We start from the raw sequence: 12,836 nt of genomic DNA, 5'->3' as shown, positions 1-12,836 counted from the left end.
CGGTCTTCAGGTTAGCCCGGGACAGATCCTGTGGATGCGTGCCCGACCTTACTCTTATCGACTCAATAAAATGAAAATCTGCAAAACGGCCGATTACTTCGGACGCTTGGTACCGTACTTCGAACGACCCTGGTTACGGCCTTTAACGCCGGAAGTATCCAAGGAGCCGCGAACGGTGTGGTAACGAACACCTGGCAAGTCTTTTACACGACCGCCGCGGATCAGTACCACGCTGTGCTCTTGCAGGTTGTGGCCTTCACCACCGATGTACGAGGAAACCTCGAAACCGTTGGTCAGACGCACACGGCATACTTTACGCAGTGCCGAGTTAGGTTTTTTCGGCGTAGTGGTGTACACACGGGTGCACACGCCACGACGTTGCGGGCAGTTCTGCAGCGCAGGTACGTCGGATTTCTCGACGATACGCTTACGCGGCTGACGTACCAGCTGGTTGATAGTTGCCATCTACTAGCTCCACTGTTGTCTTGCGACGCTATTGTCTTACAAGAAAAGCAAAATGGCAGGAACGAATTCCCGCCAAATTTAGGGGATCAAGAGTCTAAAGAGGATCTTGGTCCCAGTCAAGGCAAGGCCCCGACCTCCCCCTTCATCAAACCGGGACAATAATGTCTCGGTCCGACGAACGGGGCAGCCAGGGCCCGGCACTTATTTATCGCAGAACTCAGTTACCACTCGAGTTCAGCGCTTCGGTCAGCGCAGCTTCCACTTCACTGGCGCTTACGCGCAACGGCTTGTCTGCATCACGGCGACGCTTACGCTCGCTGTGATACGCCAGACCGGTACCTGCCGGGATCAAACGACCCACGACCACGTTTTCTTTCAGGCCGCGCAGGTAATCGCGCTTGCCGGTTACCGCCGCTTCGGTCAGTACGCGAGTGGTTTCCTGGAAGGAAGCCGCCGAGATGAACGATTCGGTGGACAACGACGCCTTGGTGATACCCAGCAGAACGCGAGTGAACTTGGAGACAAACTTGTCTTCGCCGCTCAGACGCTCGTTCTCTACCAGTACGTGAGTCAACTCCATCTGGTCGCCCTTGATGAAGCTGGAATCGCCGGATTCAGCGATTTCAACTTTACGCAGCATCTGACGCAGGATGGTCTCGATGTGCTTATCGTTGATCTTCACGCCTTGCAGACGGTAAACGTCCTGGATCTCGTTGACGATGTACTTGGCCAGCGCACTTACACCCAGCAGACGCAGGATGTCGTGTGGGTCGCTAGGACCGTCGGAGATAACTTCGCCGCGGTTTACCTGTTCGCCTTCGAACACGTTCAGGTGACGCCACTTCGGAATCAGCTCTTCGTACGGATCGCTACCGTCGTTCGGTGTAATAACCAGACGGCGCTTGCCCTTGGTCTCTTTACCGAACGCGATGGTGCCGCTGACTTCAGCCAGAATCGACGCTTCTTTCGGACGACGAGCTTCGAACAAGTCGGCAACACGCGGCAGACCACCGGTGATGTCGCGAGTTTTCGAGGTTTCTTGCGGGATACGAGCGATAACATCACCGATCGCGATCCGCGCACCGTCCGCAACACCGACCAGGGCGTTGGCTGGCAGGAAGTACTGAGCGATTACGTCAGTGCCTGGCAGCAACAGATCCTTGCCGTTGTCATCGACCATCTTCACAGCAGGACGGATGTCTTTGCCGGCAGCTGGACGATCTTTCGGATCGAGTACTTCAATGTTGGTCATACCGGTCAATTCGTCAGTCTGACGCTTGATCGTGATGCCTTCTTCCATGCCCACGTAGGTCACGGTACCTTTCATTTCGGTAACGATTGGGTGAGTGTGCGGATCCCACTTGGCCACGATTGCGCCAGCGTCGACCTTGTCACCTTCTTTAACCGAAATCACAGCACCGTACGGCAGCTTGTAACGCTCGCGCTCACGACCGAAGTCATCCGCGATTGCCAGCTCACCGGAACGGGACACAGCCACCAGGTGACCATCCACACGCTCAACGTGCTTCAGGTTATGCAGACGGACGGTACCGCCATTCTTGACCTGAACGCTGTCGGCCGCAGAGGTCCGGCTTGCCGCACCACCGATGTGGAACGTACGCATCGTCAGCTGGGTACCCGGCTCACCGATGGACTGGGCAGCGATAACGCCAACCGATTCACCAATGTTCACCTGGTGACCACGGGCCAGATCACGGCCGTAGCACTTGGCGCAAATACCGTAGCGGGTTTCGCAACTGATCGGCGAACGCACGATCACTTCGTCGATGCTGTTCAGCTCGATGAACTCGACCCACTTCTCGTCGACCAGAGTGCCCGCAGGAACGATGACGTCCTCGGTGCCAGGCTTGAATACGTCACGAGCAATAACACGGCCCAATACGCGCTCACCCAACGGCTCTACAACGTCACCGCCTTCAATGTGCGGAGTCATCAGCAGGCCGTGCTCGGTGCCGCAATCGATCTCGGTTACAACCAGATCTTGCGCCACGTCTACCAGACGACGAGTCAGGTAGCCGGAGTTCGCAGTTTTCAACGCGGTATCCGCCAGACCTTTACGAGCACCGTGAGTGGAGATGAAGTACTGGAGTACGCTCAAACCTTCACGGAAGTTCGCAGTAATCGGCGTCTCAATGATGGAGCCGTCCGGCTTGGCCATCAGACCACGCATACCGGCCAGCTGACGAATCTGTGCTGCGGAACCCCGCGCACCCGAGTCAGCCATCATGTACATCGAGTTGAACGATTCTTGCTCGACTTCGTTGCCATGACGGTCGATGACCTTCTCTTTCGAGAGGTTAGCCATCATCGCCTTGGATACTTCGTCGTTCGCCTTGGACCAAAGGTCGATCACTTTGTTGTACTTCTCGCCCTGGGTTACCAGGCCGGAGGCGTACTGACTTTCGATCTCTTTCACTTCATCGGTAGCGGCACCGATGATGCGGGCTTTTTCATCCGGGATAACGAAGTCGTTAACGCCGATGGATACGCCGGAAATGGTCGAATAGGCAAAACCGGTGTACATCAACTGGTCAGCGAAGATCACGGTCTCTTTCAGACCAACCACGCGGTAGCACTGGTTGATCAGCTTGGAGATCGCCTTTTTCTTCATCGGCAGGTTGACGACGTCATACGACAGACCTTTTGGCACAACCTGGAACAACAGCGCACGGCCGACAGTGGTGTCGACGATACGAGTGTTGGTCACGCTGCCGCCATCACGGTCGTTGACGGTTTCGTTGATCCGTACTTTGACCTTGGCGTGCAGTGCAGCTTCGCCGGCACGGAACACACGGTCGACTTCCTGCAGATCCGCGAACACACGACCTTCGCCCTTGGCGTTGATCGCTTCACGGGTCATGTAGTACAGACCCAATACAACGTCCTGCGACGGAACGATGATTGGCTCACCGTTGGCTGGCGACAGAATGTTGTTGGTCGACATCATCAACGCGCGCGCTTCCAGCTGGGCTTCCAGCGTCAGCGGTACGTGCACGGCCATTTGGTCGCCGTCGAAGTCGGCGTTGTACGCGGCGCAGACCAGCGGGTGCAGCTGGATAGCCTTACCTTCGATCAGAACCGGTTCAAACGCCTGGATACCCAGACGGTGAAGGGTCGGTGCACGGTTGAGGAGCACTGGGTGTTCGCGAATCACTTCGGCGAGAACGTCCCAAACCTCTGGCAGTTCACGCTCGACCATCTTCTTCGCTGCTTTGATGGTGGTAGCGAGACCACGCATTTCCAGCTTGCCGAAAATGAACGGTTTGAACAGCTCGAGCGCCATCTTCTTCGGCAGACCGCACTGGTGCAGACGAAGGGTCGGACCCACGGTAATTACCGAACGACCGGAGTAGTCAACACGCTTACCGAGCAAGTTCTGACGGAAACGACCCTGCTTACCCTTGATCATGTCAGCCAGGGATTTCAGAGGACGCTTGTTCGAACCGGTGATAGCGCGGCCACGACGACCGTTGTCGAGCAGTGCGTCGACAGCTTCCTGCAACATACGCTTTTCGTTGCGCACGATGATGTCCGGAGCGGACAGATCCAGCAGGCGCTTCAAACGGTTGTTACGGTTGATCACTCGACGATACAGATCGTTGAGGTCGGAAGTCGCGAAACGACCGCCATCCAGTGGGACCAGCGGACGCAGATCTGGCGGCAGAACCGGCAGAACGGTCAACACCATCCACTCTGGCAGGTTGCCGGAACCCTGGAAGGCTTCCATCAACTTCAGACGCTTGGACAGCTTCTTGATCTTGGTTTCCGAGTTGGTTTGCGGAATTTCTTCGCGCAGACGGCCAATCTCGTGTTCCAGGTCGATAGCGTGCAGCAGTTCACGGACAGCTTCGGCACCCATGCGGGCATCGAAATCGTCACCGAACTCTTCCAGCGCTTCGAAGTACTGCTCGTCGTTGAGCAACTGACCTTTTTCAAGGGTGGTCATGCCTGGATCGATAACGACATAGCTCTCGAAGTAGAGAACGCGCTCGATATCACGCAGGGTCATGTCCATCAGCAAGCCGATACGGGACGGCAGCGATTTCAGGAACCAGATGTGGGCAACCGGCGAAGCCAGTTCGATGTGCGCCATGCGCTCACGACGAACTTTTGCCAGTGCAACTTCAACGCCGCACTTCTCGCAGATCACACCACGATGCTTCAAGCGCTTGTACTTACCGCACAGGCACTCGTAATCCTTTACCGGGCCAAAGATCTTGGCGCAGAACAGGCCGTCACGCTCAGGCTTGAACGTACGGTAGTTGATGGTTTCCGGCTTTTTAACTTCACCGAACGACCACGAACGGATCATCTCAGGCGATGCCAATCCAATACGGATGGCGTCGAACTCTTCGACTTGACCCTGGTTTTTCAGCAAATTCAGTAGGTCTTTCAAGGCCTTTCCTCCTGGCGGAGCAGAGAGCGGGCAATCCTGCCCCGCTCTCGATTCACGTCACGTGTTATTCGGTTTCCAGATCGATATCGATGCCGAGGGAACGAATTTCCTTGATCAACACGTTGAAGGACTCGGGCATGCCCGGCTCCATACGGTGATCGCCATCCACGATGTTCTTGTACATCTTGGTACGGCCGTTCACATCGTCCGACTTCACTGTGAGCATTTCTTGCAGAGTGTAAGCGGCACCGTATGCTTCCAGTGCCCAGACCTCCATCTCCCCGAAACGCTGACCACCGAACTGCGCCTTACCACCCAGCGGCTGCTGGGTAACCAGGCTGTACGAACCGGTAGAACGCGCGTGCATCTTGTCGTCTACCAAGTGGTTCAGCTTCAGCATGTACATGTAGCCAACGGTAACCGGACGTTCGAACTTGTTGCCGGTACGGCCGTCGGTCAGCTGCATCTGGCCGCTTTCTGGCAGATCCGCCAGTTTCAGCATGGCCTTGATTTCGCTTTCCTTGGCGCCGTCGAACACTGGAGTGGCCATAGGCACACCACCACGCAGGTTCTTCGCCAGATCCAGGATTTCCTGGTCGGAGAAGTCGTCCAGGCTCTCTTGACGCCCGCCGATCTCGTTGTAGATCTCGTGCAGGAACTTACGCAGCTCAGCGACTTTGCGCTGCTCTTCGACCATCCGGTTGATCTTCTCGCCCAGCCCCTTGGCCGCAAGGCCCAGGTGAGTTTCGAGAATCTGACCAACGTTCATACGCGAAGGTACGCCCAGTGGGTTGAGGACCACGTCGACCGGGGTGCCATTGGCATCGTGCGGCATGTCTTCAACCGGCATGATCACGGAGACCACACCCTTGTTACCGTGACGACCGGCCATCTTGTCGCCCGGCTGGATGCGACGACGGATTGCCAGGTAGACCTTAACGATTTTCAGCACGCCTGGAGCCAGGTCATCGCCCTGCTGCAGTTTGCGCTTCTTGTCTTCGAACTTGTCATCCAGCAGACGGCGACGATCAACGATGTAGGCCTGGGCCTTCTCGAGCTGCTCGTTCAGAGCATCTTCAGCCATGCGCAGCTTGAACCACTGGCCGTGCTCGAGACCGTCGAGTACTTCGTCGGTGATGTCCTGGCCTTTCTTCAGACCGGCGCCGCCTTCGGCTTTGTGGCCGACCAGAGCGGAACGCAGACGTTCGAAAGTAGCACCTTCAACGATGCGGAACTCTTCGTTCAGGTCCTTGCGGATCTCGTCCAGCTGGGACTTCTCGATCGACAACGCACGAGCGTCACGCTCAACGCCGTCGCGGGTGAAGACCTGTACGTCGATGACAGTACCTTTGGTGCCGGTAGGCACGCGCAGGGAGGTGTCTTTAACGTCGCTGGCTTTTTCACCGAAGATCGCACGCAGCAGTTTTTCTTCCGGAGTCAGTTGGGTCTCGCCTTTCGGAGTGACCTTACCGACCAGGATGTCGCCTGCGCCAACTTCAGCACCTACGTAAACGATACCGGCTTCGTCCAGCTTATTCAGTGCAGCTTCACCCACGTTCGGGATGTCCGCAGTGATTTCCTCTGGGCCAAGCTTGGTGTCACGGGCCACACAGGTCAGTTCCTGAATGTGGATCGTGGTGAAACGGTCTTCCTGAACAACGCGTTCCGACAGGCAGATGGAGTCTTCGAAGTTGAAGCCGTTCCATGCCATGAAGGCGATACGCATGTTCTGACCCAGCGCCAGTTCACCCATGTCGGTGGACGGACCGTCGGCCATGATGTCGCTACGCTGAACCCGATCACCCTTGCTCACCAGCGGACGCTGGTTGATGCAGGTGTTCTGGTTGGAGCGGGTGTACTTGGTCAGGTTGTAGATGTCGACACCGGCTTCACCGGTTTCAACTTCGTCATCGGCAACACGAACCACGATACGGCTGGCGTCGACGGAGTCGATCACGCCGCCACGACGAGCCACGACGCAAACGCCGGAGTCACGGGCTACGTTCCGCTCCATGCCGGTACCTACCAGCGGCTTGTCAGCGCGCAGGGTTGGTACAGCTTGACGCTGCATGTTCGAACCCATCAACGCACGGTTGGCGTCGTCGTGCTCGAGGAACGGAATCAGCGATGCAGCGACCGAAACTACCTGCTTCGGCGATACGTCCATCAAGGTGACGTCTTCCGGCGCCTTGACGGTGAATTCGTTCAAGTGACGAACAGCTACCAGCTCGTCGATCAGGACTTTCTGCTCACTCATCGTGGCCGAAGCCTGGGCGATCACGTGATCGGCCTCTTCGATAGCGGACAAGAACACGATCTCGTCGGTAACCAGTGCGTCTTTCACCACGCGGTACGGGCTCTCGAGGAAACCGTACTGGTTGGTGCGCGCATAGGCCGCCAGGGAGTTGATCAGACCGATGTTCGGACCTTCCGGCGTTTCGATCGGGCAAACACGACCGTAGTGCGTCGGGTGTACGTCACGAACTTCAAAGCCGGCACGCTCACGGGTCAAACCACCTGGGCCGAGTGCGGATACACGACGCTTGTGAGTAATCTCGGACAGCGGGTTGTTCTGGTCCATGAACTGGGACAGCTGGCTGGAACCGAAGAACTCTTTCACCGCCGCCGCTACTGGCTTGGCGTTGATCAGGTCTTGCGGCATCAGGCCTTCGCTTTCAGCCATCGACAGACGCTCTTTGACCGCACGCTCAACACGTACCAGGCCAACGCGGAACTGGTTCTCGGCCATTTCGCCTACGCAGCGAACACGACGGTTACCCAGGTGGTCGATGTCATCGACAATGCCTTTGCCGTTACGGATGTCGACCAGGGTCTTCAGTACCGCGACGATGTCTTCCTTGCACAGCACGCCCGAACCTTCGATCTCGGTACGACCGATACGACGGTTGAACTTCATCCGGCCGACCGCAGACAGGTCGTAACGCTCAGGACTGAAGAACAAGTTGTTGAACAGGGTTTCGGCAGCGTCTTTGGTTGGCGGCTCGCCTGGACGCATCATGCGATAGATTTCGACCAGCGCTTCCAATTGGTTGCTGGTGGAGTCGATCTTAAGAGTGTCGGAGACGAACGGACCGCAGTCGATATCGTTGGTGTACAGAGTTTCGATACGAACGACCTGAGCCTTGGCGATTTTCGCCAGGATCTCGGTGTTCAGCTCGGTATTGCACTCTGCCAGGATTTCGCCGGTTGCCGGATGCACGATGACCTTGGCGGTAGTACGGCCCAGGACGTAGTCCAGAGGTACTTCCAGCTCTTTGATACCGGCTTTTTCCAGCTGGTTGATGTGACGAGCGGTGATACGACGACCCTGCTCGACAATAACCTTGCCTTTGTCATCCTGAATATCCAGGACCGCGATTTCACCACGCAGGCGCTGAGGCACCAACTCCAGGCTCAGGCTCTCGCCTTTCACGTGGAATACGTTGGTGGTGTAGAAAGCGTCCAGCACTTCTTCAGTGCTATAGCCCAGCGCGCGAAGCAATACCGATGCTGGCAGCTTGCGACGACGGTCGATACGCACGAATACGCAGTCTTTCGGGTCGAACTCGAAGTCCAGCCACGAACCGCGGTAAGGAATGATACGCGCCGAGTACAGCAGTTTGCCGGAGCTGTGCGTCTTGCCACGGTCGTGGTCGAAGAACACGCCCGGAGAACGGTGCAGCTGGGAAACGATTACACGCTCGGTACCGTTGATTACGAAGGTACCGTTCTCAGTCATCAGGGGGATTTCACCCATGTAGACTTCTTGCTCTTTGATGTCCTTGATCGCTTTGTTCGACGATTCTTTGTCGAAAATGATCAGGCGCACTTTTACCCGCAAAGGTACGGCGTAAGTTACACCGCGCAACACGCATTCTTTGACATCAAATGCCGGTTCGCCCAGGCGATAACCAACGTACTCCAACGCAGCATTGCCGGAGTAGCTGATGATCGGGAAAACGGATTTGAAGGCCGCATGCAGGCCCACGTCGCGGAACTGATCTTTAGTCGCTCCCGCTTGCAAGAATTCACGATACGAATCCAGCTGGATGGCCAGGAGGTAAGGCACATCCATGACGTCCGGCAACTTGCTAAAGTCCTTGCGGATACGTTTTTTCTCAGTATATGAGTAAGCCATCAGCGTTCCCCAGCTTGGTCACCTGCTTGTTTGGCCCCTCCCGACGGGAGCAGCCAGAAAATCGTGCAAACCCCATGGTTTGCGCCACCGCATCGGGTGGATACCGCTCGTTATCGACACCAACCCAGTCGGTCGCCAATAACGGAAAAAGGCCGGTGGCAAGAGCCACCAGCCATCAGCCTTTCGCTTAACGCTCGGGCTGGAGACGCAAAGTCGAAGCTTACTTCAGCTCGACTTTAGCGCCTGCTTCTTCCAGAGCTGCTTTGGCTTTGTCAGCTGCGTCTTTGGCAACAGCTTCCAGAACCATGGCAGGAGCGCCGTCAACTACAGCCTTGGCTTCTTTCAGGCCCAGACCGGTCAGTTCACGTACTGCCTTGATCACGTTTACTTTCTTCTCGCCAGCTTCGGTCAGCATAACGTTGAATTCGGTTTGCTCTTCAACAACAGCGGCAGCAGCAGCTGGACCAGCCGATGCAGCAGCAGCGGAAACGCCGAATTTTTCTTCGAAAGCTTTGATCAGCTCAACAACTTGCAGAACCGACATTTCAGCTACTGCGTTGAGGATATCGTCTTGGGAGATAGACATTGCTGTATTTCCTGAATTGGGGGACGGCCTACGCGGCCATCGAAATAAACAAAAATACGCGAGAGAAAATGCTCAGCCTTAGGCTGCGGCAGCTTCTTTTTGCTCGCGAACTGCAGCCAGAGTACGAGCCAGCTTGCTGGTAGCGCCTTGAATCACGCTCATCAGCTGCGAAATGGCTTCGTCGCGGGTCGGCAGTGTTGCCAGTACGTCGATTTGGTTAGCTGCGAGGAACTTGCCCTCGAACGCAGCTGCCTTGATCTCGAACTTGTCCTGACTCTTGGCGAACTCTTTGAACAAACGGGCAGCAGCGCCTGGATGTTCTTTGGAGAACGCGATCAGAGTCGGGCCGGTGAACACGTCGTTGAGGACACTGTATTCAGTGTCAGCAACAGCGCGCTTGAGCAGGGTGTTACGTACAACACGTACGTATACGCCAGCTTCACGAGCCTCTTTACGGAGTCCGGTCATTGCGCCTACTGTTACGCCACGGGCATCAGCCACGACAGCGGACAGAGCGACTTTGGCAGCCTCGTTGACTTCAGCGACGATGGCCTTCTTGTCTTCGAGATTAATTGCCACGGGTTTAACTCCTGCTTGTTACCGTTTCATCGGGTCGAAACCAGATGTCGTTTTGGTGTCTGATTCGGTAAGGAACCGGGAGCACCATCTGCGTAGGCTTGAGGTTTAAGACTTGCGCCGCCTACGGTCTTGGATAGCCCCCGCCAGGCAGGGACCCCAATTTTTCAATCGGCACGATCGCTCGCGCCAATGCGTTACTTATACGTCGAGCGAGCCTTGGTCGATGACCAGACCTGGGCCCATAGTGGTGCTCAGGGTAACGCGCTTGACGTAGATACCTTTCGAGGAAGCTGGCTTGATACGCTTCAGGTCAGCGATCAGGGCTTCAACGTTTTCCTTCAGCTTGACTGCGTCGAAACCGACCTTGCCAACGGAAGTGTGGATGATGCCGTTTTTGTCGGTGCGATAACGAACCTGACCAGCCTTGGCGTTTTTAACCGCGTTAGCTACGTCTGGGGTTACGGTACCGACTTTCGGGTTAGGCATCAGACCACGTGGACCGAGGATCTGACCCAACTGACCTACAACGCGCATTGCATCCGGGGATGCGATGACCACGTCATAGTTCAGGTCGCCGCCTTTCATTTCGGCAGCCAGGTCGTCCATACCAACGCGATCAGCGCCAGCAGCCAGGGCAGCTTCAGCTGCAGGGCCCTGGGTGAACACAGCAACGCGAACGGTCTTGCCAGTGCCGTGTGGCAGCACGGTAGCGCTGCGAACAACCTGGTCAGATTTACGCGGGTCAACGCCCAGGTTTACAGCGATGTCCATGGACTCGCTGAACTTGACAGTCGACAGCTCGGTCAGGAGAGCAGCTGCATCAACGAAGCTGTAGGCTTTGCCCGCTTCGATTTTGCCGGCGATAGCCTTTTGGCGCTTGGTCAGCTTAGCCATTACACACCCTCCACGTTAAGGCCCATGCTACGAGCAGAACCGGCGATAGTACGCACGGCTGCATCCATATCAGCTGCAGTCAGATCCGCGTTTTTGGTTTTCGCGATCTCTTCCAGCTGTGCACGAGTTACGGTGCCAACCTTAACGGTGTTCGGACGAGCGGAACCGCTAGTCAGACCAGCAGCCTTCTTCAGCAGAACCGAAGCAGGGGTCGACTTGGTTTCGAACGTGAAGCTACGGTCGCTATAGACAGTGATGATCACTGGAGTCGGCAGACCTGGCTCAAGACCCTGAGTACGGGCGTTGAAAGCCTTGCAGAATTCCATGATGTTCACGCCGTGCTGACCCAGAGCCGGACCAACAGGTGGGCTTGGGTTAGCCTGAGCGGCCTTCACTTGCAGCTTGATGTAAGCGGTAATCTTCTTGGCCATGAGGCACTCCAATTACGGGTTCAAACGCCTCGAGAGGCTCCCCGGTTACTTGCGCGTTTATCCCAGTGACGACAAAACCCCACAGCCTAAGGCTGCGGGGTTGGGATGCTTGTCCTGCTAGACCTTTTCGACCTGGCTGAACTCCAACTCTACCGGGGTAGAGCGACCGAAAATGAGCACCGCGACCTGAATCCGGCTCTTTTCGTAGTTAACTTCTTCGACCGTGCCGTTGAAATCGGCGAACGGACCGTCGGTAACGCGAACGACTTCACCTGGCTCGAACAAGGTCTTCGGCTTCGGCTTGTCGCTACCATCAGCGACACGGCGCAGAATCGCTTCTGCTTCTTTGTCAGTGATTGGTGCAGGCTTGTCGGCAGTACCACCGATGAAGCCCATCACCCGAGGCGTGTCCTTGACCAAGTGCCAAGTACCCTCATTCATATCCATCTGGACCAGCACATAACCAGGGAAGAATTTACGCTCGCTTTTGCGCTTCTGGCCGTTACGCATTTCGACCACTTCTTCAGTGGGAACCAGAATTTCGCCGAAGCCATCTTCCATGCCAGCCAGCTTTACGCGCTCTACCAACGAGCGCATGACATGCTTCTCGTAACCCGAGTAAGCATGCACAACGTACCAACGCTTAGCCACGGGACACCCTTAGCCAACAATCAAGGAAACAAGCCAACCGAGCAGGGAATCGAGCCCCCACAACAGCAACGCCATAACCAGAACAACAGCCACCACAATCAGGGTGGTCTGCGTGGTTTCTTGGCGAGTTGGCCACACGACTTTACGAATCTCGGTGCGAGCTTCCTTAACCAGTACAAAGAAAGACTTGCCCTTCGCAGTCTGCAGGCCTACAAAGGCAGCTACAGCAGCAATGACAAGCAAAGCAAGTACACGGTACAGGATCGGCGAAGCAGAGTAATACTGGTTGCCAACGACGCCTACAATCACCAAAGCAGCTACTGCAAGCCACTTGAGCAGATCGAAACGAGAGCCTTGAGCTTCAGCCTTAGGAGTCATCTATGAAGATCCTGTGAAAAGAAAGCCAGACACACTGAGTGAATCTGGCAGGTCAGGAGGGAATCGAACCCCCAACCTACGGTTTTGGAGACCGTCGCTCTGCCAATTGAGCTACTGACCTAAAACAAAATCAGGCCGACCATTATGCCGGCCTGAAAAAGACATTACAACAACTTACTCGATTACTTTGGCTACGACGCCAGCGCCGACGGTACGACCGCCTTCACGGATAGCGAAACGCAGACCATCTTCCATTGCGATGGTTTTGATCAGGGTAACAGTCATCTGAATGTTATC

General features: G+C 56.0%; 9 protein-coding genes, 1 tRNA gene and 1 pseudogene. All 11 read right to left on the bottom strand.

The window, feature by feature from the left end; genetic code table 11:
* Positions 1-93: 93 nt before the first annotated feature.
* The gene (gene rpsL, locus NR126_RS13605) at positions 94-465 is read right to left on the bottom strand and encodes a 30S ribosomal protein S12 (RefSeq protein ID WP_003186084.1); all 372 of its coding nucleotides are present in this window, start codon (positions 463-465) and stop codon (positions 94-96) included.
* A 217-nt stretch (positions 466-682) separates the two neighbouring features.
* Complete coding sequence (rpoC, locus tag NR126_RS13600; RefSeq protein ID WP_027617684.1) at positions 683-4,882, bottom strand: DNA-directed RNA polymerase subunit beta'; 4,200 nt, start codon at positions 4,880-4,882, stop codon at positions 683-685.
* A gap of 64 nt (positions 4,883-4,946) precedes the next feature.
* On the bottom strand, positions 4,947-9,020 hold the full coding sequence (gene rpoB, locus NR126_RS13595; RefSeq protein ID WP_027617683.1) for a DNA-directed RNA polymerase subunit beta: 4,074 nt from the start codon (positions 9,018-9,020) through the stop codon (positions 4,947-4,949).
* A 220-nt stretch (positions 9,021-9,240) separates the two neighbouring features.
* Positions 9,241-9,606, bottom strand: coding sequence for a 50S ribosomal protein L7/L12 (gene rplL / locus NR126_RS13590; RefSeq protein ID WP_027617682.1), 366 nt, complete (start codon positions 9,604-9,606; stop codon positions 9,241-9,243).
* Between the two features lie 78 nt (positions 9,607-9,684).
* Positions 9,685-10,185: a 50S ribosomal protein L10 gene (gene rplJ / locus NR126_RS13585; protein ID WP_027617681.1), complete on the bottom strand. Its 501-nt coding sequence runs from the start codon at positions 10,183-10,185 to the stop codon at positions 9,685-9,687.
* A 198-nt stretch (positions 10,186-10,383) separates the two neighbouring features.
* Entirely contained in the window at positions 10,384-11,079 is a 696-nt protein-coding gene (rplA, locus tag NR126_RS13580; RefSeq protein ID WP_027617680.1) for a 50S ribosomal protein L1, read from the bottom strand.
* Positions 11,079-11,510: a 50S ribosomal protein L11 gene (gene rplK, locus NR126_RS13575; RefSeq protein ID WP_003176435.1), complete on the bottom strand. Its 432-nt coding sequence runs from the start codon at positions 11,508-11,510 to the stop codon at positions 11,079-11,081. The genes rplA and rplK overlap by 1 nt, the downstream gene beginning before the upstream one ends.
* A 117-nt stretch (positions 11,511-11,627) precedes the next feature.
* Entirely contained in the window at positions 11,628-12,161 is a 534-nt protein-coding gene (nusG, locus tag NR126_RS13570) for a transcription termination/antitermination protein NusG (RefSeq protein WP_003186097.1), read from the bottom strand.
* A 9-nt stretch (positions 12,162-12,170) separates the two neighbouring features.
* Positions 12,171-12,539 (bottom strand): preprotein translocase subunit SecE, encoded by a 369-nt coding sequence (secE, locus tag NR126_RS13565; RefSeq protein ID WP_027617679.1) that lies wholly within the window; start codon positions 12,537-12,539, stop codon positions 12,171-12,173.
* 45 nt (positions 12,540-12,584) lie between these two features.
* Positions 12,585-12,660, bottom strand: a tRNA-Trp gene (locus tag NR126_RS13560).
* Positions 12,661-12,713: 53 nt separating this feature from the next.
* Positions 12,714-12,836: pseudogene (locus NR126_RS13555) on the bottom strand (elongation factor Tu); the annotation flags it as partial.

Origin of the sequence: Pseudomonas sp. Pse1 (assembly GCF_024519635.1) — a bacterium.
Lineage (GTDB): Bacteria > Pseudomonadota > Gammaproteobacteria > Pseudomonadales > Pseudomonadaceae > Aquipseudomonas.
Note: the sequence above shows the minus strand (reverse complement) of the source record. Positions and strands in the feature narration are given on the sequence as shown.

Bases quoted from the DNA above. Each gene is read 5' to 3' on its own strand.
- rpsL (WP_003186084.1), bottom strand. From the start codon at position 465: ATGGCAACTATCAACCAGCTGGTACGTCAGCCGCGTAAGCGTATCGTC.
- rpoB (WP_027617683.1), bottom strand. From the start codon at position 9,020: ATGGCTTACTCATATACTGAGAAAAAACGTATCCGCAAGGACTTTAGC.
- rplL (WP_027617682.1), bottom strand. From the start codon at position 9,606: ATGTCTATCTCCCAAGACGATATCCTCAACGCAGTAGCTGAAATGTCG.
- rplA (WP_027617680.1), bottom strand. From the start codon at position 11,079: ATGGCTAAGCTGACCAAGCGCCAAAAGGCTATCGCCGGCAAAATCGAA.
- rplK (WP_003176435.1), bottom strand. From the start codon at position 11,510: ATGGCCAAGAAGATTACCGCTTACATCAAGCTGCAAGTGAAGGCCGCT.
- secE (WP_027617679.1), bottom strand. From the start codon at position 12,539: ATGACTCCTAAGGCTGAAGCTCAAGGCTCTCGTTTCGATCTGCTCAAG.